This window comes from Stieleria magnilauensis (assembly GCA_007753675.1).
Taxonomy (GTDB): Bacteria; Planctomycetota; Planctomycetia; order Pirellulales; family Pirellulaceae; genus Stieleria; species Stieleria magnilauensis.
The window spans coordinates 416,012-441,093 of the sequence record CP036432.1 but is presented as its reverse complement, the minus strand read 5'-3'; the positions used below and the strand labels follow the sequence as shown (position 1 = coordinate 441,093).

Annotated in this window: 15 protein-coding genes and 1 tRNA gene; 11 read left to right on the top strand and 5 right to left on the bottom strand. The window is 58.1% G+C overall.

Going from position 1 to position 25,082, the window contains the following annotated elements:
* Positions 1 to 68 precede the first annotated feature (68 nt).
* The 10 genes from TBK1r_RS01690 to TBK1r_RS01645 all read left to right on the top strand — a co-directional run bounded on the left by TBK1r_RS01690 (position 69) and on the right by TBK1r_RS01645 (position 15,562).
* A complete protein-coding gene (locus tag TBK1r_RS01690) occupies positions 69 to 719 on the top strand; it encodes a sigma-70 family RNA polymerase sigma factor (protein ID WP_145207235.1) in 651 nt (216 codons plus the stop codon).
* Positions 712 to 4,821 carry a WD40 repeat domain-containing serine/threonine protein kinase gene (locus TBK1r_RS01685; RefSeq protein WP_145207234.1) on the top strand — a complete coding sequence of 1,370 codons (4,110 nt, stop codon included), beginning with the start codon at positions 712 to 714 and terminating at the stop codon, positions 4,819 to 4,821. The genes TBK1r_RS01690 and TBK1r_RS01685 overlap by 8 nt, the downstream gene beginning before the upstream one ends.
* A 734-nt stretch (positions 4,822 to 5,555) precedes the next feature.
* The gene (locus TBK1r_RS01680) at positions 5,556 to 5,759 is read left to right on the top strand and encodes a helix-turn-helix transcriptional regulator (protein WP_145207233.1); all 204 of its coding nucleotides are present in this window, start codon (positions 5,556 to 5,558) and stop codon (positions 5,757 to 5,759) included.
* A 288-nt stretch (positions 5,760 to 6,047) separates the two neighbouring features.
* Positions 6,048 to 6,677, top strand: coding sequence for a hypothetical protein (locus tag TBK1r_RS01675; protein ID WP_145207232.1), 630 nt, complete (start codon positions 6,048 to 6,050; stop codon positions 6,675 to 6,677).
* Between the two features lie 462 nt (positions 6,678 to 7,139).
* On the top strand, positions 7,140 to 8,798 hold the full coding sequence (locus tag TBK1r_RS01670) for an AAA family ATPase (RefSeq protein WP_419580861.1): 1,659 nt from the start codon (positions 7,140 to 7,142) through the stop codon (positions 8,796 to 8,798).
* 336 nt (positions 8,799 to 9,134) lie between these two features.
* Positions 9,135 to 9,641 (top strand): hypothetical protein, encoded by a 507-nt coding sequence (locus tag TBK1r_RS01665; protein WP_145207230.1) that lies wholly within the window; start codon positions 9,135 to 9,137, stop codon positions 9,639 to 9,641.
* A gap of 45 nt (positions 9,642 to 9,686) precedes the next feature.
* A complete protein-coding gene (locus TBK1r_RS01660) occupies positions 9,687 to 12,566 on the top strand; it encodes a hypothetical protein (RefSeq protein WP_145207229.1) in 2,880 nt (959 codons plus the stop codon).
* Between the two features lie 209 nt (positions 12,567 to 12,775).
* Positions 12,776 to 13,159, top strand: a complete 384-nt coding sequence (locus TBK1r_RS01655; RefSeq protein WP_145207228.1) for a hypothetical protein — start codon at positions 12,776 to 12,778, stop codon at positions 13,157 to 13,159.
* A gap of 62 nt (positions 13,160 to 13,221) precedes the next feature.
* Positions 13,222 to 14,145: a TIR domain-containing protein gene (locus tag TBK1r_RS01650; RefSeq protein WP_419580860.1), complete on the top strand. Its 924-nt coding sequence runs from the start codon at positions 13,222 to 13,224 to the stop codon at positions 14,143 to 14,145.
* Between the two features lie 109 nt (positions 14,146 to 14,254).
* Positions 14,255 to 15,562, top strand: coding sequence for a tyrosine-type recombinase/integrase (locus tag TBK1r_RS01645; protein ID WP_145207226.1), 1,308 nt, complete (start codon positions 14,255 to 14,257; stop codon positions 15,560 to 15,562).
* Here TBK1r_RS01645 and TBK1r_RS01640 read toward each other — a convergent pair.
* From TBK1r_RS01640 to larC, 4 genes are all read right to left on the bottom strand, one after another.
* Positions 15,544 to 15,615 (bottom strand) — tRNA-Gln (locus TBK1r_RS01640). The two genes, TBK1r_RS01645 and TBK1r_RS01640, sit on opposite strands and share 19 nt — an antisense overlap.
* 304 nt (positions 15,616 to 15,919) lie before the next feature.
* On the bottom strand, positions 15,920 to 19,222 hold the full coding sequence (locus TBK1r_RS01635; protein WP_145207225.1) for an efflux RND transporter permease subunit: 3,303 nt from the start codon (positions 19,220 to 19,222) through the stop codon (positions 15,920 to 15,922).
* Positions 19,219 to 20,988 (bottom strand): efflux RND transporter periplasmic adaptor subunit, encoded by a 1,770-nt coding sequence (locus TBK1r_RS01630; protein WP_419580859.1) that lies wholly within the window; start codon positions 20,986 to 20,988, stop codon positions 19,219 to 19,221. The genes TBK1r_RS01635 and TBK1r_RS01630 overlap by 4 nt, the downstream gene beginning before the upstream one ends.
* 75 nt (positions 20,989 to 21,063) lie before the next feature.
* Entirely contained in the window at positions 21,064 to 22,260 is a 1,197-nt protein-coding gene (gene larC / locus TBK1r_RS01625) for a nickel pincer cofactor biosynthesis protein LarC (RefSeq protein ID WP_145207223.1), read from the bottom strand.
* A gap of 330 nt (positions 22,261 to 22,590) precedes the next feature.
* Here larC and ykgO point away from each other — a divergent pair, with 330 nt between their 5' ends.
* Entirely contained in the window at positions 22,591 to 22,743 is a 153-nt protein-coding gene (gene ykgO / locus TBK1r_RS01620; RefSeq protein WP_094417406.1) for a type B 50S ribosomal protein L36, read from the top strand.
* A gap of 292 nt (positions 22,744 to 23,035) precedes the next feature.
* Here ykgO and TBK1r_RS01615 read toward each other — a convergent pair whose 3' ends face one another.
* On the bottom strand, positions 23,036 to 24,838 hold the full coding sequence (locus TBK1r_RS01615) for an arylsulfatase (protein WP_145207222.1): 1,803 nt from the start codon (positions 24,836 to 24,838) through the stop codon (positions 23,036 to 23,038).
* Positions 24,839 to 25,082 lie beyond the last annotated feature (244 nt).

Below are 25,082 nucleotides of genomic sequence, written 5' to 3'. Positions count from 1 at the left end.
CTCGACGATGTGCAGAATAGGACGTGACCGACGTGACAACTGCGCTCTAACCCAGTACACCGTGCTCGATGGATGATCCCGAACAGAGCGATCTCGACCCTGCAAACTCGCAATCCCCCGATGCCGGTGAAGAGTTCATCCTGCTGCTGCGAGCCGCAAAGTCGGGCTCCCAGCAGGCGATGAGTCAATTGATCCGACTTTCGCAACCCTATCTGATGGCAATCGCCAATGCAGAGATGAATTCGGACATTGCGGCAAAGGTTGGCGCCTCAGACGTCGTCCAGAATTCGATGCTTTCGGCGCAGCGCTGTATCGCCGATTTCAACGGGGAATCCAGAGAAGAACTTTTGGCCTGGTTGCGCGGGATCCTACTCAAGGATTTGAAGCAAACCAATCGACACTATCGAGCGGCGAAACGGAACGTCAACCTGGAGCTCCCCATGCCAGACGAAAGTGTCGGCAACCAAGCAAGCAAGTTCGTCGACCTCGGTGATTCGCCCTCCACAGCGGCCGCGTTGAAAGAACAGGAGAAGCAACTGCATCGGGCAATCGAAACACTCAGTGAAGTCGAACGCGAAGTCATCAAGCTGCGAAACTGGCAACGATTGTCTTTCGTCGAAATCGGCCAACGCACCCAGCGGTCTGCCGACGCGGCAAGAAAACTTTGGTCGCGGGCGATCGTTCGGTTGCAGAAGGAGATGGATCGACAAGATGATTGAACGCGAACGACGAGACATCGACGATCAATTCGCGTTGCATTTGGAACGCGTGGATCAGCAACTCGCCGGCGAAACTCCCAACGGCGATGATGACACCCAAGCCGCCATGGGTTCGGCTGACTTCGACGCGGCAAAGCGGGTCCTGGGACTGATCAACCGAGTCCGATCGGCCCAGCCACAGGACCACTCGGACGGGGACGCAGCGCAATCGAATCCCCCGTCCCAACCGCATGGTGACGTCACAACCAGCGTCCCCGATCAGATCGGTTCCTACGAAATCCTCGGTCAAGTTGGGCGCGGAGGCATGGGCGTCGTCTTCCGCGCCCGCGATCGATCACTCAATCGAGTCGTGGCGCTCAAGATGATGCTGGCAGGGCCGTTTGCCTACGCCGAAGAGCGGAGTCGGTTTCGCATCGAGGCCGAAGCGGCGGCCGCGCTGGATCACCCGGGCATCGTCCCCGTTTACGAAGTCGGCGAGCACGTTGGGCAACCGTTCTTTACGATGGGACTGATTGAGGGCGAAAGTTTGGCCCAACGCATTTCCAAGGAACCGCTAAAACCTCAGACCGCCGCTGCGATCGCTCGGCAAGTGGCTGCCGCAGTCGCCTACGCGCACCAGCGGGGCGTCGTTCATCGAGACATCAAGCCGGCCAATATCTTGCTCGATCAGAACCAACGGCCGCGGATTACAGATTTCGGGTTGGCACGCCGACGGGACAGCGCAAGTGATTTGACCGCGACGGAGCAGGTGCTCGGCACGCCCAGTTACATGGCGCCTGAACAGGCCTCCGGCGGGGCAAGTGGTGCCGATGAGAGGGCCGATGTCTATTCGATCGGGGCGACGCTCTATTGCATGTTGACTGCACGCCCGCCCTTTCAAGGACACAATGCTGCCGAAACAGTGCGTCTGGTCGTGGATCGCGATCCGGTCGCGCCGCGGCAACTCAATCCCGCCATCCCGATCGATTTGAATACGATTTGTATCAAGTGCCTGCAGAAGGATCCGGATCGCCGCTATCGCGACGCCGCATCGCTTGAATCCGACTTGCAACGATTTATCGACGGAAATCCGATCCGGGCGAGACCTGTTGGCATCGTCGAAACCGTTTGGAAGTGGTCGCGACGCCATCCCACTGTAGCTGCCCTCACCTGCTGTTGTTTGCTCGCCGCATTCACGCTGGTTGCCGGAAGCGTCTGGTACCAAAGCCAGCTCAATCGCTCCCTGATCGATCTCAAGCGTTCGCGTGGACAAACCGTTCGATCGCTGTATCGTGCGCTTGCCAATGAAGCTGAATACCTCAGTCAGGTGCGGCCCGTCGGCTATGGGCAGCGGATCGAACAGTTGGTTGCCGAGGCGAAGTCACTCGACACCGATGCGAAAGATCTTCGACAGTTGCGACAACTGCTGGTCAATAGCCTCGGGCACGTCGGCGCACGAGAGCCCGTCGTCCTAGAGGAAGTAGACGCGGAAATCACAACCGCCAATGTTTGCCGCCAGCGCAATCATTTGATCGTCGGATCGGAGAACGGGGTGCTGGTCGCGTTTGATTTGGAAAGCGAAACGAAAGTTTTCGAAGCTCAAGTGATGTCGATTCCCATCACCAGAATTGATGTCGATCTCCCGTTCGGCGATGGGGCGACACGGTACGTGCGGGCGATCGGCCAAGGAGGATCCGAAATCAGCCATTGGGTCTGGGATGGACGATCGTACTCGCCGGCCGAGCCATTGAATCCGCCGAATCGACCGGAGAGCTTTTTCGGTATCGATGTGTCGCCGGATGCTCGACACATCGTTGGGCTCGAATCGGAATCATCACATTTTCTTGATCCGAATGTCTGGCACACGCGAGGGTCCGGCGCAGCGATCTCAGATCCGCAGCGTCGACTCGATGGGCTTGCTGAGATCCATTTTTCGATTGCATCATTCGATCCGTCGCGTGGATTTTCCGTTCGGCAAACCGCCATTCCTGTGTCGCCGCGATTCGACCTGAACAACGACTTCCTGGCCTTGGGGCGTTCGTGGCTTGATGAGAAATCGATCGACGACGACCTTCAGGTCTATGACCTGCACACCGATCGACTTGTCCAATCGATCAACGCAAGTGTCGGTGCCCTGCAGAATGTGAGGATCAGTCCCAGCGGCAGATTTGTCGCGTGCGGCGGCTATTTCGGTGTCGAAGTGTTTGCGGTCGGTAGCGGCGAGCGGATCGCAAAACACGACGAATTGGGCAGATGCACCGTCGTTTCTTTCGTCGGCAGCGATGGCGACGTCCTCGTTCGCACCCCCACCGAAACGGTTTGGCTTTCAGCCCGCTACGGTCAGCCGATTGTCTCGTTCGCTGCCGACAACGATCGTTCATCAGTGGGTCTTTCTTCCGACGGACGAAACGCCGTTTGGATCGGTGATCGCCGACCTCGCGTCGCAGCGTTGCAGGGTGACCAAAGAACGCGTATCAGCGCTCACGACCGGATTGTCGAGACGGTTTGCCTGAGTCCCGATGGACAACTCTTACTTTCGACGGGACGCTACTACGGCGGGAACGAAACCAAGGTCTGGAATGTGGAAACCGGCGAACTCGCGTTTGAGTTCGTCGGCTCGGCATCCACCTTCAGCCCCGACGGAGCACTGCTGGCCGCCTGGAATGGTCGATTGCAACTGTGGGATGTTGGGACCGGAGTGCTGGTTGCCGAGGGTGATTGTGATGCAACTCCCTCGCGAATCCTCTTCTCCGATTCGGGCGAGACGTTGTTGGCAGTCGGCAACTTCGCCGGCCAGTCTCACGCCTGGCACGTCCACTCGAAAGCCGCCGCCGGAGCAGCGGCCGAATCCACATCTCCTCCGAAACAGATGCGTTGGGAATTGGAACCGTTGCAGATCCATCCGGACGCTCGCAAACCTGCGACGCTCAGTCCTTCGGGGCGTCGAATCGCCTTCGCTTCGAATGACGCTATCGTGGTCGACGCTGTCGGACGGCCCGGCGCCCCCCGCGTCCTGAAGACGGAACGCCGGATCGGTCCCGACTCGCTTGTATTTCTTGATGAGACTCGCTTGCTTTTCGTTGCCGATGACGCGCACCTTTGGAATCTGAACACGAACGAAGTGGTCCGCACGCAAGGCCGTCACTTGCAGCCGCCAGTCTTGCTTTCACCGGATAGACGGCAGATCTTTTGTGCTCGACAGCTGATTCGGACTGCGGATTTCCAACCCGTTGTTCAGCTGCCCGACTGGAACAACGCGATCACGTCGGCGACCTGGAGCCGCGATGGTCGCCAAGTCGCCTATGGATTGGACGGCGGCGACATCGGGGTTTGGGATTTGGTTGCGGTCCGAGAAAAACTGGTCGAAAGCGGGTTTCCCAGCGACGAGATCACGCCCAAGCCTGCCAGTCCAATCGCATCAGTCCGTCCGATCGATGCGGTCAGCGCGATGCTTCGTGTCGGTCGACAGAGACGAGATCGCGTCCACCCCCGTCAGTGGCGTTACAAGTGCAACCAGTTGATTCAATGGATTGAAAGTGACTCGATCGATCGTGATCGGGTGCATCGCCGCGTTCGCGACCTGACCGAGCAACTTGACCGCATCGGCGGACGTCCATTCTTCGACTCCACCGAAGACGCCGTTGAACACCTTCTTGAAGATGCGTTGCAGCTCAATCAGGAATTGAGCCGTGTCAAAGATGTCGAGGCGCAACGGCTGCTCTTGGCCGCGCTGTCCAATAGCCTTCAGCATCAGCCGCCACGTTCGACCGCAGCGATCGTGCAAGGAAGCCACATTCACCATTTGTTGGGTGATTTGCTGAACTTTCAATTTCAAGAGAATCAGGGTGCTGTCGACGCTTACCGCGAAGAAGCCGAACTGCTCGAAGATGCGGAATCAGCAGCCGATCCAGCACTTTCCCGCCAAGCGTATGCAGGCCAATGGTTTTGGCTCTACCGCAACAAGTCGCTTGCACTCGCACGTGACGCACGTTGGGCGGACGCAATCGCCGCCATGACGCGGGCGTTGGAAATCCAGGCGGAATTCGACTCGGTTGGCGCCAACGAGCAAACGCTCGGCAAAGACCGAGAACTGCTCGAAAATTGGCGTAAACAGGTACGTTGACTGAAGATGGGCCAGCTCGCAGCAACAACTCCCAGGTCCCCATCATTTTTGACCACCCAATGTTTTGACCAATCTCCGACGCGGAACAGGACTCGGCACACCAAGACGTCTGCACTCAAGGGCACTGACGGGGAGAAACAAAATCTTCCGACCTCCAAAATCTTCCTACCTCCAGCCTCCGACCGGACGCCGCTGAAAGAGAGAAGGCAGAATGATACGGGGCAGAATGATGGCAGGCTGGAATCTGACTTTCCCGCCATCGTCCCAGGCTCCAACTTGGTCCAGCTTCGGTCGCCCCGGACATCCATCAACTCTGCCCAACGAAAAAGGCCCCCTGCTGAGTGCAGAGGGCCTTTTGAGCTACCCCGCTAGGACAGACCCGAGTGCGGTAAACGCGGGGCTATCCGGCGCGAGCGAAGAATGTACGGCACAATCGACACAAGACTTGGCGGTCATCACTGGACAGATCGCCTCACGTTTGACGCCGGGGGAGCTTCGCGACATTGTCGAAAATCTGACGGGCACCTGATTGTCTTAGGGCTCGATACCCTGAGGTCAGTGGGAACGTCGGACTCTGGCAGTCAAGTAATGCCAGTGTCTGGCTACGTAAGACAGGAACGCACGGCATAGCAGCGAACGCAGTTTTTTTCTGCATTGAATCCATCACTGCATATGGGATGGTGGGGTTGTGAGACATCAATCGCTCTTTACCTGCAAAAAAGGAGACGCCCGCAATGAGCAAGTCAGGCCCCACGTCAAAACTTCTTTCGGTCACTAAAGTCGCAGAGCGGCTAGGGTGCTCCGAGCGCACTGTCTACCGGCTTGCTGGCGACGGGAAAATGCCGCGCCCGGTCAAGTTGGGCGTCCTCACCCGATGGGACAGCGAGAATTTAGACGAGTGGGTCCAGGCAGGGTGCCCCACACCAACGACTGCATAACGTCACCTCTTGCCGGTCTGTCGTCGCACGGGACGTCCACACCCCAAAGCGACCAACCGGCAAGGGGACTCACAACGGCGGGACTGGAAAGCTGACGCCATGATGCGCGTCGCGCCGGTCCCGTTTGAATCACGCCGACGGTAATGTCGGCAACGTCCCCTCTGCACGCTGCAAGGGCACTGGAATCTTCCTCCGCAGGGATGCGGTCTTCACTCTATCGCCTTGGCCTTTCTGGCAGGGCATCACTTCACCGCAGCCATCGCTGCACAACCCCAACGCAGGAACCTTATGTCGATTACCCAAGACCTCAAGAACATGCTCAAGTCAGACGATCAGCTTGACCGTGAGGCTAAAGCGACAGCCCAGTCCGAGAAGGAGGAAAGCGAACGTCGCAAGGACAAAGCGATTGCCGACCTTCACCACGGAAGGAAAGCCGATCTGGCCGCGATCACTTCCCACTTCGAAGCGTACCCAGACAACCGCAAGAGCCGTGAAGAGCGACTTGACGAATCCCTCAAAGACTACGCAACATCGATCCGTCGCGAGGAACTGGAAAACCAGATCAGCGAACTGAACGCCAAGCAGGACGGGGTAAGGGAGCGGCTTCGCGACCTTCGGAAGCTTACTCGCGATGATCGCGGGACGCACGATGGCGCAGGGGAGCTAGCCGCGAAAGTGTATCGTACGAAACCAGCCCTCGACCAAGCGAAGTCCATGAACCAGGTAACAGCCAAACTGCTTGCCGAATACCGGGTGTCTCAGCGGGCAGTCGAGGACGCGCAGGACAAAATTCTTTTGCTTGAGCAAGAGGATCGGGCGCTGACTGGGAAAGCCGGTCAGGCGAGAGCGGCGATCGATTCGCTCCCGGTCCCTGCACGCCCTGTCAAGAAAAGTATCCCGACACACGTCGTCGCCTGATGCCGCGACTTCTCCTTTTTGTCCTGCCGTCAATGTGGGCGGCGGGACTTACTTCACGAATCTTTAGAACCGAATGAAAACGACCATGAATCGAACCAGCACGCGAACCGCACTACTTGATGCCAAGGACGTACGCGAATGGGCAGGATCTGTCTCAGACTTTTCGGGTGGCCTGGAAACCGCGCTGCTATTTGAGGGCCTGCGACAAAAGGAACTGTTAATCGAGGCAAACTGGCCCAGCTTGCGAGCGTACGTCGACGCACAATTGCATGACATATCGCTTGGCAACAGACGATCGCCCCTGAGTCCCAAGACGACAGCAGCCTCAGACGCGGAATGAACCGACAGCAGGCTTCGAGACTGCCTCAGTTTCGAAGTCGCGCGCGGGCTCTGATTCGTACGAAACAGGGCTTGCGTGCAACATTCCTACAAATCCAGGCAAGCACGAGGAAAGCAGAAACAATGGACGCAACAATTGCGCGAGAAACGATGGGCGACGCATGTGACGGAACCCAGATATTCAGACCCGGTAGTGAGGCGAACGGAACGACCCAGGGGTTTTCCTCGTCAATGGAAAAGTACGACTGGCCAAAGCCTGGCGAGAGAGGCTGCCTTACCGCGCTTCCCTATGATGGCGAGCAGCCAATCGTTCCCAGTGCGGGCGAGGCGTGGATCGTAACAACCGACTTGGCTAAGGGTGCCAGGATACATGAACAAGGGCATCGCGTCGCGGTCTACAGCGACAATCTTAAGAGCTTCAGCCATTCGCATCTCCGAGGGTACAGCAGGGATACAGCAAGCAGTCTTGCCGCGATCCTTGTAGACGCGGGATGTGTTCTGATGCCGGAGTATTTGAGCGAGAAACAGATGGAGGCATGGCAATCCGTTTGCAGTGAACTTGAGCGCATCGGAATCCCGGCTGTGCTGGAACAATACGACTACAGCAACGAGCGTCAGTTCTCACGCCTTCTAGAGCGGGCTACCGGGAGGCTTCCAGTCCCGAGATCGCTTCCGGCTGCCGTCTGCGTTGCAGAGCGTCTCTCGCGCGAGCCCGAGCCGATCGACTGGCTGATTACCGGAATCCTCGCGAGAGGGCAACCAGGATACATTGCAGGACCCGAGAAGTGTCTCAAGACATCAATCGCGGCCGACTTGGCAGCAAGTCTCTCAACCGGTAGTCGCTTTCTTGGGACATTCGATGTTACGACTCGGTCGAACGTCCTGTTCCTTTCGGGCGAGTCGGGAGGCCATACGCTTGACGATCTGTTCCGCAGGATATTCGAAGCGCGGGACGTCAAGCCTCAGCCGGGTTCGCTTCGAGTCATTAGCGAGACAGTGCGGTTCAGCAATGCTTCCAATCTTGAATGGCTTGGCAACCAGCTTGACGAGTTTGATACCGATGTCCTGTTCATCGATCCTGTCTACCTGTCGCTGTCGGGAGACGGCGCTGAAAATATGATGACCCAGGGCGAGCGGCTTGGGAATCTAAACAGCGTCTGTCGGTCCCACGGCGCGACGATGCTCTTGGTTCATCACACAAAATCGATCGATCCGAAGGGCGGCGGCATGCATCGCCCCGCGATGTTGTCAGACCTCGCATGGGCAGGGCACAAGGAATTTGCAAGGCAATGGTTCTTGGTCAATCGCAGACGTCCGTACGACCTTTCGGGCGAGCATCATTTTTGGCTGACAATCGGTGGCAGTGCCGGGCAGTCCGGCCTTCATGGTGTTGATATTTCCGAAGGGCTTCTGTCAGAGGGTCGACACTGGCAAACAAACGTTTCTAATCCGTCCGAGGTCAAGCGTGCCGACCGCGAACTATCGGCGGAGAAGAAGGCAGGCCGAAAGATCGAAGTGACTGACAGAGCGTGTCAGAAGCTTCTCGGGAAGCTGTCAGCAACCGAACCCAAAACCAAGAACGAGATCGGGGTTCGGTCTGAGTGTCAAGCAAGAGCATTGCAATCCCTTATTGACGACGGGAAGGCCCGCGAGACAAGTACGATCAGAGCGGGTAGGGAACGCGACGCCTACCTCTTAAATGCTGACCATGACCAAGCGGCATCGATCCCCTGCAACTCTGGACCACAAACGGGATCGGCGGCAATAACAGCAACCAGCTAGCCTCTGACTGAGCATCAATGACACCACCCCCGTATTTATACGGGGGTGTGTTGTTGTTGATGCTCGTCAGGCAAAGAGGCAGTGAAGTAGTGAAAAAAGAGGCATGAACAAAACACATGCATTGCATTGATGCGATGCACATTCTCTCAGTAAGTCGACGGGTCCTCCTGAGGGGGGTGGCCTAGCGCGCGGGGCAAGTCATCGCGGCGGACTCGCTGCCGTCTCATTTTGCGACACCCTCACCACCACCAATACTCCCCACCCATAAGGGAGGGGTCCAGAATCGACCCTGTCCCGACCACTTCACGCCACTTAATCCCCAAGCAGGCAGACATTATGACGCGACCGAAAGCAACCCTCAGCGGCGACCCCGTCCAGCAAATGAGAGAGAGAGTAGGGCTTGCCGTGACGGCATCCTACCGGGAAACCGGCGATCACTTCCACGAAAAAATGAAGGACCGTCGCTTCACCCAAGAGCACGCCCGACTGGCAGGATTCTTGCCGCGTGCCGGGGAACTGGAATCTCGAACGTCCGACGTCTTCAAGAAGTCGTACACCGCTCGAAAGCTTCGGATGTTTGGCCACACGGACCCCCTCGTCTACACGGGCAAAACCAAGCGGTCGACCGAGACCGTCAAGACGGATGTTATCTCAAGCATCCTGACCGATGGCGATGGCATCGGTGAGGTGAAAGTCACGTATCCCCAGGCTAAAGGCTTTCGCCGTCGATCCGCATATACCCAGATCGATATGCGGAGTGAATTCAGCCGCGTGACGCCGCACGAACACAAAGAACTCGGCGGCGTTTTCGCGGCGTCGATCAAAAAGCACATTCGACGATAACGCAACGCACACTCTCTCCCCTCTCCGTCAAATCAGGAATCCCCAGTGGCAGACAACGTAGTAGTGAAATTGACCGGCGACGAAAAAGACCTTGTCGATTCGTTTCGCAAGTCGCAAGAGTCTCAAGACAAGCTGACTAAGTCTATCGGCGCATTCGGCGAACACGCACGCCGATCTTCAGAGATGGCATCGACCGCAGTCGGCGACATCGGCAAAACCGTTGCCGAACTAAACAACACCGTCGCGAAGGCAGGACGCAACCTTGCGGGCATGCCGAAGGCTGTCCGCGATGAGTTCAAAAGTATGACCAAGGACGCGGGCCTTGCGCGGTCGGAGTTCGAACGGATCGACGACACGATTGACGCGCTAGCCAAAACGTCGAACATGACTGAAGCACAGCTTGAGCGCATGCGACAGAAGCTAAAGAAAACAGCCGACGCAGCCGCGATGACAGCAGCCGCGAAGTCTAACCGTCGCAACGTCGATTCAATCGTACGAAACATTAGCAACCTTGGACCGGCAGCGCAACAGGCAGTCGACGAAGCCGGTCGAGAGCTTGCAAGCCTTGGCACCGAAGGCGCGAAGTCAATGGACGTCATGATTGCCAAGCTTCGGAAGCTTGGCCCCGAGGGAGAGCGGCAGGCCGACGCGATCGAGCGAAGCTTCAAGGAATCGCTCGACAAGGTCGAAGCGGAGTTCAAGGGACCTCTGACGAGTCTCCGCAGGCTTGGCGACGAAGGGGAGAAAGCAGCCGACGACATCAAACGAGAAATGGCGATCGCGGGCAAGGTAAGCGAAGCAGCCATGAAGCGAATCATGACGCCGCTTAACGGCATCGGCGGAAGGGTCGGCGCAGAAGCCGCGAAGATCCAAAACAGCCTGACGGCAGCCGCTAAGCAGTCGACGAAATCTTGGGGCACCTTCGCGACGAAAGTAACCGCAGCACTCGGCGGAACGATGGTGCTATCGCAGGCTGCGCGGGTCGCGGTCGATGAGTTCAACAAGTCACTTGAACGACAGGCCCAATTGCGGGCCGATGCCAAGAGCGCTAACCGCGACCTTGCGACCATCCAAGCCGGAGCGCTTCAGAACCTCACCGGGATGTCTCCCAGCATTCAGAAAGACTTGATCGACGCAGCACCGCGCACGATCGCAAGCGACACGGGAACGGGCCTTGCGGGCGTCAAGGAATTGGTCGAAGCGGCGGGCGTCGTCGTCTCGTCTGGCGTCAGCAGTCCCGACGTGATCCGTGAAGTGATGCGGACATCGGCGGAGCTTAATCAGCTATCGCCGGAATCGATCAGCGAGTTTGCGAAAGCGGTTGCGGGTGCGCTCAAGGCATCGGGGCAGCAAGACGATGCAAACGCCGTTCGCAATGTCGCGTCGGGCGTCATCGCGGGCATGAAGGGGAGCGGCGTTACAGACTTGGGACAGTTCGCCGCGACAGCGCCGAGAGCGCTTGCCGCTGGCGCGCTGGCTTCGGATGGCGGGAAGATTGCCGAAGCCGTGGGCGCATTCGATGCTATGGCTATCGCGGGCGCAGCATCGCAAAAGACCGGCGACGACAAGGGCGATCGGTCGAGCACGTTTGCCGCACAAATGGTCGGCAAGCTTGACGAGTTTTTCGACGGCAAGATCGCAGAGCAGGCAGCGCGTCCCGCGATCATCGAAAAGAAGCGGTCGGAACTGAAAGCCGCGAAGGACAGCGGCGACAGCGAAACCGTCGGCAAGCTGTCGGCGGAAATCGCATCACTTCAAGCCAAGAGCGGAGCGGACTTCACGAAGGCCCCAGGGACGCCGCTGTCGCGATTGCAGACTATCCACCGACTGAAACTACAGGATCAGTTCAAGGAGTCGGCGGGGGCTTTTGGTGACGCCACGTTCAAGGGCGTCATCGATGACCTACTTCGCGGGGGCAGCGTATTCCAAGACGTGATGCGAACCCGGCAAGACATCACGGGACAAATGAAGGGAAAGGCAGCGGGAAGCTATGCCGCAAACCTGATCGCGCAACAGGCATCGGTACAGCCGACGACACCGATGAACATTGCCAGAGCAAGCGCATCGGGCGAATCAGCGGGGGAGCTTGCTACGCTCGAATTGACAAGCAAGGCGACGGCGCAAGCATCGCTCGACATCGTCAACCAGGCAATCAAGGCGACCGAGGACACGCACGGCGAATCGGGGCGGTTGCTTGCTAATGGCTACCGACCGAATCCGATAACGTCATTTTTCGGATTCGATGGCTCGATTGAGCGTGACGGATTCGAGGGAGGCGACTTGCAACAGATCATCGGCGCGCAAGAGTTCTTGCAAGGCCAACGCCTCAAATACTTCAAGAAGCGAGAGGCGGCAGGCCCTGCCCCTGCAATGGGCATCCCCGCGTTTCGTATGGTCGACAAGATGCAGTCCGAAGTAACCGCCAAGGATCAGCAAGAGGCATCGACGTTCCAAAAAGCAATCGAAGCCAATCAGAAACTTTTCGGCGATCTAAGCCAATTTCCGGCAGGGGAGATCGAGCAAGCGACGCAGGGACTCAACAAGACGTTTGCAACGCAGTTTCGAAGCTTCCGCAGCGACGGCAGCGTGACGAGTCAAGAGCGGTCGACGCTTGGCCAAACGGCACGGACGGTTGCGGCGCTCGAGCTTGAGCTATCGCGCCGGAACGGTGGCGACGATCAGAGACGCGACAGCGCGGAGGCTTCCTTGTCGTCCAAGGCTACGGCGAAGCCTCAGGAATTGCTGAAGCTTGTTTCTGGCATCGAAGGGTTGGAACGTACTAACGCGCTACTGGAACAATTGATCGACCTATCGAGCCGCACCGCTGGCGCGGCTGAGGACACCGCAGGCAACACCGATCCGGCAAACCGTCGCAATGATCCGTCAGCCGCACAGGCAGTGGCAAACGCGACCCGAGGGAGATAGCTTGGTGGTCGACGAATCAGCCCCGACCAGTCTTGTTTCTGACTGCTAATTTCTGCGTCGGACTGGCGATGGCTAAAACGCGAAATACATGGGAAAAGATCGGCAAAAAACAGGGAGAGACGCCGCGCAGGGATGCGTCGCCTCGCTCGGTTCGCTTCAATGTTTTGCTTGTCGTTCTTTCTCAACACCGAATCGAAGAAGCCCAAAGCATGATTACAGAAACAAGAGACTCGACTATCACGATCGAGAGAGACGCCGCAAGCTATCGTTTGGTCGATGTCACTTCCGAGCCTGACAAGCACAGTCCGTATCCCGAGCTTCACCGGGATCTTAATACGGCGCTTCGGCAACTGGCCTTCGACGACTTCGACAATGAGGCTGTCTTGGCAATCGTCGGCCCTGGCGCGTCGTCTGTCGCGATCGATGCCGACAAGCTAAGCAATCGGCGTTGGTCCGTTTGGACGGCAGAGGGTGGCGTCTGTTGCTTCGTCGGTCACTTCACGCAGAAAGAGGCAGCCGTGCAGGCAAGAGAGATCGAGCACGGTGGCGGTTGTCCGGTTGTTGCTTCTCCGATGCTGGCTCGATACAACTGAAAATCCCGAGGCCAAAATCGAAAGCAAAACATGGAGTAATAATGTCAAAGCCCCGACCGTCAATGTTTATCGGTTCCTCATCGGAAGGACTGGAAGTCGCGGAAGCGATACAGCAAAACTTGGACTACCATTGCGAGGTCACAATCTGGTCGCAAGGCGTTTTTGGACTTAGTAGAGGCACTCTCGAATCGCTCGTTGAGAGGTTGGATGATTTTGACTTTGCGGCGCTAGTCATCCGACCGGATGACGTCATCACAGTGAGGGGAGAAACCACTGAATCTCCGCGCGACAACGTACTGCTTGAGCTAGGCCTGTGTATTGGCGCACTAGGGCGAGATCGAACATTCATGGTGTATGACAGGGAGAACGCCCCGAAGTTGCCGACTGACTTGGCTGGGGTCACACCGGCTACTTATCAAATGCATAACAATGGCAATGTGCAATCATCGCTTGGTGCAGCCTCGACCCTTCTCAAAGAGGCGGTCCAACGACTTGGCAAACGCACGCCGAAAATCGTCGCTAGTATTGACGATGAGACACAGTTCCAAATCATTCACGATTTGCTCGATAACGCTGCCGAGCAGTTTCTAATCTGGATGCTTGAGAACGATGCCAAAATGGTTCGGGGCCATCGATATTTGGACAAGGGCATAAAGTACGAGTACTTCAACCGCGACGAATCAGGAGGCCAGGGCGGTTTCTCAATTGGAGAATTATGCGAAAAACTGCCAGACGCCGGATTACTTGGAATCGACCTCAGGGACCAAGTTTCGCTAACCGAAAGAGGAAAGCAGTTTGCCCAGTGGCTAGTTGAGAATGGCCACAAAGCAACTTACTTTCTGTCAGATGTTGGCGGATGGGGGGAGCGACGGGGAAGGCCCTCATTCATTATTCCAGAGGGCGTGAAAAGTACTCGTCGCGGACCCAATATGCATGGACAAAGACAACCGAAGCGAGAAGAACAGGAGTCTAGCGAGGACCGCTAGCAGCTGATCCAAGTGCCCCAGTTGATCCACCTAAAGGCGATGCACGCAAAGCGTTGCCTCCTTATTCGTCACGATGGCGGACATCACAACCACTTCGAAGGACACTACCGTGGCGACAGTTTACAAACGAAAGAGCGGCACGTTCGAGATCCAGTATCAGGACGCCAACGGCAAACGCCGAAGCATCTACCTCCCTCGCAGCGAAAAAAATAAACGGGTCGCGGAAGGCATCGCGGCAAAGGTCGACCATCTTGCAAGCCGCATCGTCTTGGGTGCGGAACCGGACAGGGACGTTGCGGAGTGGGTGGCAAGCCTTCCTGATACGTTCCACTCCAAGTTGGTCAAGCACGGCTTGACGGCCCCAAGGACACCCGCCGAACCGGCAGACGACGATGCACACGCGACGAGCGCCCCGACGATAAAAGACTGGACAGACAACTACGTCAAGAATCACTCCGCCAAAGATGGCACGATCGAACAACTGGAAATCACCGCGCGGAGTATTTGCCGACGGTTCGGTGATGACAAGCGAATCGACACGTTCACCGCTGGCGATGCAGAAGACTTCCGCAAGTGGTTAGAAACGAAGGGGAACGAGCGAAAGAAGTACAAGGTCGGGCTTGCCAAAAATACCGTTCGACGGCGCATTGGTCGAACCAAGCAATTCTTCGGCGCGGCAGTCAAGCACGAACTTATCTCACGCAATCCGTTCGAGGGAGAAGCATCGGCTGTCGGCGGAAACGACGAACGGCTTTTCATGGTCCCCGCTAAATGGATTGAGAAATGCATACAGAACGCCCCCTGCGAGGATTGGCGCATCATTCTTGCCCTAGCTCGATACGGTGGCCTGCGAAGCCATGAAGCGAGAATCCAGCGATGGGCGGACATCGACATCGAGAACGAGCGGATGACGATCAGGAGCAACAAGACTCCCCCTATGAGGTCCTGTCCGATTTTCCCAGAACTGATGCCTCACTTGCTCCGCGCTCGCCAGCACGCCGATCCTGACGCGGAGTTCGTGCAGACCCGATATGACCATGAAGCGAATATTCTCACCACGTTCGCAAAAATTGTGGCGAAATCCGGCCTGGAAGTCTGGCCGAAGCTGATGCAGAACCTCCGCGCGACCCGCGAAACGGAACTACTGGCCAAATATCCAGCGAAGGACGTGACTAGCTGGCTCGGAAATTCGCCTGATGTCGCAAACCGGCACTACGCGATGGCGATGCAGGAGTCATTCGAGCGGGCAAAGGTCGAGCGGACCACAAATTTGCCGGTTGCCAAAAAAGTACGGCAAGAGATACGGCAGACCACGCCTGCCAAGGCTTGTCAGCCATTGCCGCACGGTGAAGGGTACGGCGGAATCTTCGGAAAAACGCTGCTGGCGTTGTTCGATAGCTACCCCGCAAGGACTTGAACCTTGAATGACTGAACCAAAATCAGTAGTGTTGCCAATTACACCACGGGGTAGTGACTTGCGTCTGAGCGGAAGTTTAGCAACTGATTTCCATCTGCTGAATAGGAGTCGGCCAGACTTTGGCAGGTTCGCGGTGGAAAATTTGTCGCAGTTTCCGCGCCGGGGCGATAAATGGCATGAAATGTTACCCGGCAAGGGAAATTGGATTGGCCGCCCCTCCCGAAATGGACTCCCAAAACACCGCCCGTTTGCCCCAGGCCCCCAGAAAAGGCGGCGAAGGACACTCCGCCGGTGGAGGTGGAACCGGGCAAAGGCAAGCCCGATGCATGCCCCACGTTGGTTTGGCAAGCAGGATGCTTACCCCACGGTGGGACTGGATTCGGTGGGGAAATCGAGCGGGTCGGGGTTCTTTTCTCGGGTGATGTGCAGGTGATGCAACAGCGCCGCTGCCGCGTTGTAGGCTCGCAAATAGAGCGCGTAGAACACCGGAACGAGGAACAGCACCAAGAAGGTCGCCAGACTCAGCCCGAACGCCAACGAGGCGGCCATCGGGATCAACAATTGGGCCTGGAACGAACGTTCGAGCATCAAGGGGATCAACCCCGCGATCGTCGTCAGACTGGTCAGCAAGATCGGCCGGAAGCGACGTTGGCCAGCATCGGCGAGCGCTTCCATCGGCGGATGGCCTTCGCGGACCCGTACGTTGATGAAATCGATCAGCACGATCGAGTCATTGATGACGACTCCCGACAACGCAACCAACCCGAACATACTGAACAGCGTCAGCGGAAGCCCCAGGATCGCGTGTCCCCAGACCGCTCCGATCATCCCAAAGGGCACGATCATCAGGATCAAGATTGGCTGGACGTACGAGCGGAATTGCAACACGAGCAACACGTACATCGCGATGATGGCGATTCCAAAACCCACCATCAGACTGCCGACCGACTCGCGACTCTGTTCCGCTTGGCCTTCCCAACGCACTTGAACCCCCGGAAACTGCTTCGCCATCTCGGGCAAGTAGTTCGCCTGCAAGTCCGCGATGATCAATGAGGAGTTGGCGGTTTTCCAATCCAAGTCCGCACTGACGGTGACCGAACGCTGCTGGTCGACTCGATTGATCTCCGAAAAGCCTCGTTTGAGCGTGACTTCGGCAAGTTCTTCGATCGGGTGCTCGTTTCCGGCGGGGTCGCGGACACGAATCTCGCGAAAGTTCACCAGCGAGCGACGTTCTTCTTGCGGATAGCGGACCATCAACTTGACTTCGTGCCGCCCGCGTTGTAAACGCATCGCTTCGGCGCCGAAATACGTGTTGCGAACCGTGTTGCCCAAATCGGTCGGCGTGATTCCCGTCGCCAGCGCGGTATCTTTGACGCGAAATTGGAACTCCCATTTCCCCGGCGTGTTGTCATCGGCGATGTCGAACACCCCGTCATAGGTGGCCAAGCGGGCTTTGACCGCGTCGGTGGCCTCAAGCAATTGATCTTCATCGTCGCTGTCGGCCAGCAGTTTGAACTCGATCGCTTTGCCGCCCGGACCGACGCCGACGCTGCCGTACGTCACGCTTTCCACCCCGGCAAACTCACCGGCCTCGGCCCGCCACATCGCGAGTAGATCCTTGCTGTGGATGTTTCGGATGTTGGTGTCGTGCAGTTCCGCAAAGATCTGCCCGACGCTGCTTCCCGAACCGCCGCCGCCGGCAGGGTTTTGCGTGTTGGTCGTATTTCCGACTTCGCGATACGTCAGCCGGACGGGACCGGCGATCACGTCGTTGCTGCCCGGATAAAGGGTTTTGATGTCGATGCCTTCTTCCGCCGCACGTGCCTCGGCGACGCGTTGGCTGACTCGGCGCAGGGCACGTTCCATCTCCCGCGTCGCCCGATCGGTTTCGATCGCGGGGGTTCCGTCGGGAAACACGATGATGGCCTGTAAGAAGTTGTTGTCCGATTTGGGAAACAAGATCGAGGGGACGATTCCGCCGCGAATCATCCCCCACGTTCCCAACGCCATCATGATCGAGACGGCGATCGGGATCATCGGATAATGCAAGCTGAACCGGAGTGCGGGCACGTAGAGGCGATTGCAGACAAAATTCAATCCGGCGGCGAAGCGTTCGCCCAGCCACGCCAAGAGCAATCCCAGCGGTCGCAGCGGGTAGGTGACAATTTCCAGCACGCGAAAAAATCCGGTGTGCGAATGCGCGAGGTGACTCGGCAGCACGAAAATGCTTTCCCACAATGAAATCACCAGCATCGCGATCACGGCAAAGGGGATCACGGCCATGAATTTCCCCATCACCCCCGACACGAAAAACATTGGTGCGAAGGCGATGACCGTGGTCATGACCGATGCGGTGACGGAGGGGAACACTTCCATGGTGCCGTCGATCGCAGCCTGTTTGCGCGACTTGCCCATCTGGCGGTGCGCGTAAATGTTCTCGCCGATCACGATCGCATCGTCCACCACAATCCCCAGCGCGACAAGAAAGCTGAACAGCGACAACATGTTCAGGGTCTGGTCGCCCAGGGCCAGCGCCGCTCCGGCGCCCAAGATGGAAACGGGAATCCCGAGCGCGACCCAAAACGCCAATCGCATCTCCAGGAACAACGTCAGCACCAGAAACACGAGCAGCAACCCTTGCAAGCCGTTGCGTCGCAATAGGTCCAATCGCCCGCGGACCTCCGTGCTGGTGTCACTCCAAATCTCAAAGCGGTACCCCGCCGGCAACGTCTTGTCGGCCACGTAAGCACGGACATCGTTGACCATCGCCAACAAGTCTTCGCTTTTGGATCGTTCGACGTTGACCACCATCGCCGGTTCGCCGTTGATTTCACCGACCATCGTGGAATCTTCGAATTCATCTTTCACGTTGCCCAGGTCGTCGACAGTCAACACGACCCCGTCGGCACGGGTGACGATCGGCAAGCGTTTGATCTCCTCGCCGACGCGGCCTTTGTTTTTCGCCCGCAGCAAGATCTCCTGGCCTTCGGTTTTCAATTGTCCGCCGGGAAGTTCCACGTTGTGGGCGCGTAGAATGTCGGCGACCTGGGTCAACGTGAGGTCATGGCTGCGGAGCGTCGACTCGGGGATTTCCACATCGATCTGGTATGGCCGCGTGCCCATGATGGACGAGGACGAGACGGTCGGCAGCATCAACACGTCGTCTCGGATGCCTTCGGCGATTTCCCGCAGCTTCAGTTCCGCTTCCTGCGAACGGTCTTGGGGGCCGATGATCCCGATGCGGATGGCGGCGTCGCGGAACGTGATCTGCTGGATTTGCGGATCTTCGGCCAACTCCGGAAAGCTGGGAATGCGATCGACTTCACGATCGATTTCCGACATCACCTTTTGGACATTCTTCACGTCCGATCGCAGTTCGGCGAGCACGTACGCACCGCCTTCTCTGGCGATCGAGGTGACTTTCTTGATCCCGTTGATCGAGCGAATCGCCTCTTCCACCTTTTGGCAGATCGCTTCTTCGCTATCCTTCGGAGTCGCTCCCGGATAAGGCACCGTCACCATGACGACCTCGAGTTCAAATTCCGGAAACACCTCTCGGCGCATTTGAACCAACGAGAGCGCCCCGATGATCATCAGCGCCATCATCAAGACATTCATACCGGGCGCGTTGGTGATGGCCCACGTGATCAGTCGCTTCATTCTTGAATCTCGGCTCGCGCAGGCAGCCCTTCTGGCGGAATCGAATCGAGCGGCGAAACGACCACATAGTCACCGACGGCCAAGTCCGACGAATCCGCTTCGCAGACCCAAACACGATCGGGCGATTGCAGCGACGGCGCCAAGTTCGGGTCGAGCACCCGGGCGTCTCGTAGCCGCAGGGAGTCGACCGGATAGACGGTTTGCGAGTATTGGACCAATCCCGCTTTCCAGGCGGCGGGGTCGAACGGCTGCTCCTGTGGATCATCTGATGCTTCGTCGGATGCCGGAGCGTCCACGTCAGTCGTTGACTTGGCAGCCACGGTCGGCGGAACCGATTGGGCCGCTTTCTTCGCTGCAGCGATCTGCGCGGTCAGCACCGACTCGTCTGCCTTAAATTTCCAGACGCGGTTGCCGGGGCGAAGGGCTTTGGCGGGAATCACGACCAGTTCGGATTGGGGACGCAGTTGCAAGCGGACTCGGACGAACATGCCACGCAACAACGCATTGGTGCGATCGGCCACTTGTTCCCGACCCTTCTCATCGATGTAGTGCGTCGGGTCATCGACCAGCAAACGAACCGGCACGGTGCGGGTGTTGGGATCGATGCCGATCCCGTCGTAGGAGACCAGGGTGCCGTTCCAGCGATGCACGGTTCCTTGCCGTCCCGCGACTTCGTATTCGATGATCGCTTCGGTCGCCGGCAAATCGTATCCGGCCGTCTGGCTGGTTTGTTTCTGATCCAGTCCCCGTTTCTGGTCCAGCACCCAGTGCAGTTGATCCATTCGCATGCTGGCGGCGACTTCCACTTTTTCCGTGTCCTCGATCGTCACCAGCGTGGTGCCGCGATTGACAAAGGAATTGACGTCGGCTTGCTCACTGACGATCACGCCGCTGATCGGGGCAACGATGGTGCAGCGTTTCAAATTGATCTCGGCCGCACGCAGTTGTGTCGCAGCGAGTTGTTCGGCGGCCTCCAATCGCAGACGCCGCGAACGCAGCAGGTCGAGTTGGTTTTCCAGAGTGACGAGTTGTTGACTGGCTTGCAGCAACGCGCTTTTGGCTTTGTCGACCTCCGCCGGGCTGGCGAATGTTTTCAGGGCGGTTTGACGATCGACTTCTTTCTGTTGCAATTTGACGTCTTGGCGAGCGATTTCGATCGAGCGCTGCGTGTTGGCGATTTCTTGATCGTTTTCGCTGATCGCTCGGTATTCGCGATCCCGTTGATTCTTCAACTGTTCGACTTCCAGCTCGTAGTCCTGCGGATCGATTCGCATCAGGTTTTCACCTAGCGTGACGATCGAACCGGCTTCGCAGTTGGCAGATTTTTCGATCACCGTTCCGGCGACTTCCGATGCCACACGCGCCTCGCGAAAGGGCACGACGGTCCCATCGATCACCAGTTCGAGTTGTTGACCGGTTTCGGCGAGCGAGCGGACACGTTCGACGCGGGTGGCCGGCAACGATCGAAGCACGGCGGTCGGCGACGTGTCCGGTGGAGGGACAGGTTTCGCTTCGGCAACGCCCAACGTGCGAACGATCAGGACACCGGCGAGTATCAACAGGATGGGGATCGCGACGTTGTACAGCAGGAACAGATCCCAGCGTTTGGGTCTGGAAAATTCATGCGGTGAAGCGGCGGAGTTGATCACATCGTAGCCACTTTGATCGCCGACCCGGGCGGCCGCGTGAGGCCCCCGTTCCTCGCCCCCCTTTCGGGCGGACACCCCTGTGTCATCGGCGTATTCAGAATCTGTCGTCAGTGGCATCGGCAGATGGCCCATCCGTTGAATTCAGGAAGACAAGAAAAGTCGTTTTGCAGAAGTATAGCTTGAAGGCCAATTTCAGCCCCCCGGCAAAGCAGCTTCGGCGAGTTGACGGACCTCCATCGTCGATAATGAATGCTCATCGGCCAAACGCCGTGCATCGTCGTCTTCGACTTTGACGCGTTTTTTTCCGCTCGGCAGCGTGACTGATTTTGCCTGAATCGGTCCCAACGAGGTGTCGATCGTGATCGACTGCCGCGGCAACGTGTCGCGGTCGGCGACGTAGCGTCGAATGCCGATCGAGGGGGTGTGCTGAAAGATCAACTCTTCCAGTTTCGCGAGGTTGTCCGGGCGTGTCATCACCGACAGAATCACGCCGCTTCGGCCTTTTTTCATTGTGCAGGGCGTTTGGGTGACATCGAGCGCCCCGGCGTCCATCAACCGGTTGGCACAATCAGCGATCTGCTCGCCGGTCGCGTCATCCAGATTCGTCTCCAGCACCACCACCTGATCGTGATGGGTGTGGGCGTGCCCGCTGGACGCTTCATTGGCTTGACGCCGACCGAGCAGGACGCGGAGCATATTGGCTTGGTCGGGCAGATCCATGGTGCCGGCGCCGTAACCGATCGAGTCGACGATCATGGAAGGAATCGGCCCAAATTCGGTGCACAACTCTTTGAGGATCGCGGCGCCGGTCGGCGTGGTCAACTCTTTGGCGATCGAGCAAGACGCGATCGGGATTCCAGCCAGGATTTCCGCCGTCGCCGGTGCCGGGACCGCCACCAGCCCATGATCGATTTTGATCGATCCGGTTCCCGTCGGAACCGGCGATGCCATTGCCGAGGTGATGCCCAAACTTGTGATCCCCACGGCAGCCCCGACGATGTCGGCGATCGAATCGATGGCCCCGACCTCGTGGAAGTGGACTTTTTCCAGCGTCGTCCCGTGCACCTTGGCTTCCGCAACCGCGACGTGGCCGAAGATTCGCTTGGCCAACGATTTGGCCGCCTGGTCGATTTCGCCGGCCGAATCGATCATGTCCGTGATGTGGTGCAAATGCCGGTGGGCGTGCTCGGGCGGATGGTTGATTTGAACCGAGACGGCACGGAACCCGCACTTTTTGACGTCGCTGGTCGTGATCGACAGATCCGGCAACCCCATCGATCGAATCGCCGCCTCGATCGCCGCAGCATCGGCCCCCAAATCGATCAGCGCCCCCAGCGTCATGTCGCCGCTGATCCCGCTAAAGCAATCAAAGTAAGCAAATCGTGTCATGAGTGGTCAATCAAAGAGGGTGGGACGGAGAAATCGATTCCGAAAGACACAGCTGACAGCCCATCGCCCCTCTGCTCGCCTCGCTAGCCCCTCCCTGGCCGATTGGCCTTCCCAATCGGGAAAACCACCCCTCACCAGAAGGGATGAATATTCCATCGGGAGAGTGCATGAAGGTCGCTGTCCGAAGGTCGCTGTACACCGTGATCTCGTGTCGTTATACTCCGCGACCCTCAAAGCGACCATTGATCGCGAGAACCCGGGGAGAGGCTCCGGGGCATAGACACAGATTACCAGCGTTCGACTTCGAGCGCCACCCGGTGAGAGATTCCGATGAAAGTTGTCAGCAGCATTGGCGCACTGAAGTATCGCCACCCCGATTGCCAAGTCGTCAAACGTCGTGGTCGGGTCTACGTGATTTGCAAGAGCAATCCGAAATTCAAAGTCCGTCAGGGCGGCGCGAAAGTCAAAAAGACTCGTCGTTAGGGTTTGCTCTCGGAATAGGCATCCAGCCTATCTTGCGGCAACCTCGACGAATCGGACGCCTAATCCCACTCGGACGCGAGTCCCACGAATCGGCAGCCCAGCGGCTGCCGATTTTTTCGTGCGCGCAGCCGGCAATGTCCGCGACGAGCAGTTGGAAGTCGCCATGGTTTGTCGATCTTATTTAGAAAATCGACACGGTTAGTGAGCCGCCGGCCGTAAGGCCCCGGGCGTTGCGCCCAAGGCCCGGCCGCTTACGCGTCACGGCTCACTCATTCATCAACCGCTTAGGCCCCTAGATTTTTTCGACGTAGGCGAAATAGGCGCCGAAGACTTCTCCGGAATCGGTTTCAAAGGTTGCGGTCATCGTCGTCGTCTCGGGTTCCAGGTCCATCTCGAACACGACTTCTTTTGCACCTTCAGGCACCGCCGCGGACTTTTCGACGCCACCGATTTTTAGTGTGGCTTTGGCTGCCGCGACGGGCTTGCCGGGCGTTTCCCGAAATGCTTTTTGCCCAGGCACCGGCGGTCCCGGTGGCAGCGGGCTGGCGATCGGCCGATCGACCTCCTCGGGCCAACGACGCAACCGAACCACGTACTTGCCGCCCTCGGTGATCTTGACGTTCCAGAACCCGGTGTTGGCCGGGCCGTTCATCGCCGCCCGCACCTGGCTTTGATTCCAGGGTGTCATCCGCGTGGTGATCCAATCGTGGCTGGTCAACCGGGCCGGATTGTCGGCGGGGTGGCCCAGGTAGATCGCCGTGGATTGGTCGAACGTCGGCTCCAGTTCCGCCCACCAGTTTTCATAAAAATTTCGCAATCGCTCGACGACATCTGGGTGCTCCGACGCCACGTCGTTTTCTTGCCCGGGGTCGGCGTCGATGTCGAACAGTTCCTTTCCGTTGCACAATCGCCAGCGGTCGGTCATCACGGCCGAGCTTTTCCACTTGATCGGATCTTTGACGCGTTGGGAATCGGTGACCAGAATCCGATCGGGCCAATCGGTCGCTCGATCAAAGATCAGCGGAGAGATATCGACGCCGTCGAACCGAACGCCTTGGGGCGGAGCGACACGGCACATCGAAATCAGCGTCGGCAGAACATCGACATAGCCGGTCAGCGTGTCGACGTCGCGTCCGCCGACCAGATTGGCGTCGGGCCAGCGAATGAACAGCGGCACGCGGTGCCCGCCGTCATAATGGCTGCCTTTCTTGCCACGCATCCCGGCGTTGAACACCTTGGCGCCCGAGGAAGTGCCGTTGTCGGTGGTGTAAATGAAGATCGTGTTGTCGGCAATCTTCAGATCTTCCAAGAGCCCGAGCAGCTGTCCCACGTTCTCGTCGATGTTGGCGATCATGCCGTAGAAGTTTGCCAGCCCCGTGCCCAGGTTGGCATACGGCTCGCTGTACTTTTCGGGGGAGTGCATCGGGCCGTGCGGCGCGTTGGTGGCGATGTAGGCCAAAAAGGGTTTGTCGGCCGAATGCGAATCACGAATGAACTGTTCGGCATAATCAAAGAAGACATCGGTGCAAAAGCCTTGGACCGGAGTCACCTTGCTGTTGTGCCAGTAGGATCCGTCGAAGTAGGCGTTGTCCCAATGATCGGGAGTCTGGCCGACACCGCCGCCGCCGTGCCGCATCACTTCGCTAAAGCCGCGGTCTTCCGGGCGGTAGGGATAGTTGTCACCCAAGTGCCACTTACCGAACATCCCGGTCTCGTAACCAGCCGCAGAAAAAACGTCTCCCATGGTGACTTCGTTTTCGCGCAACATCGAGCGGCCCATGATCGTGTGCCAGACGCCGGTGCGATTGGTCCAGTGACCGGTCAGAAACGCGCAGCGTGTCGGCGAACAAGTCGGTGCGACGTGATAGTCGGTCAGCCGCACGGAATCGCGATGCAGTTGATCCAGGTTGGGCGTTTGGAGGACCGGGTTCCCATGGCACGACAGATCGCCATAACCTTGATCGTCCGTGATCACGATCACGACGTTGGGGCGAGTTTGCTGGGCGGAGGCCCCGTCAGCGAGAACGCCGAGGGCGGGCAGCGCGAGCGCAGCCAACAAGACTGCCGTTGTCCGGTTTCGAAGTTTTAACAACATAGCGATAGATCTCGGTCGGTGTGGGACTGGGGCGTTGGACTGGAGCGTTGGACTGGGAGACAGCGAGGCGAATCAGAGTCCGAATCTCGATTCGCACCTCGTATTCCGCCGCACCTTGGTTTTCGGGGAGGCGGTCGTGGACGAGGCGACGAGTCCTTGCCACATGCCGGCTACAGAGGACTCGTCGCCTCGTCCACTACCCGGCTACAGAGGACTCGTCGCCTCGTCCACTACCCGGCTACAG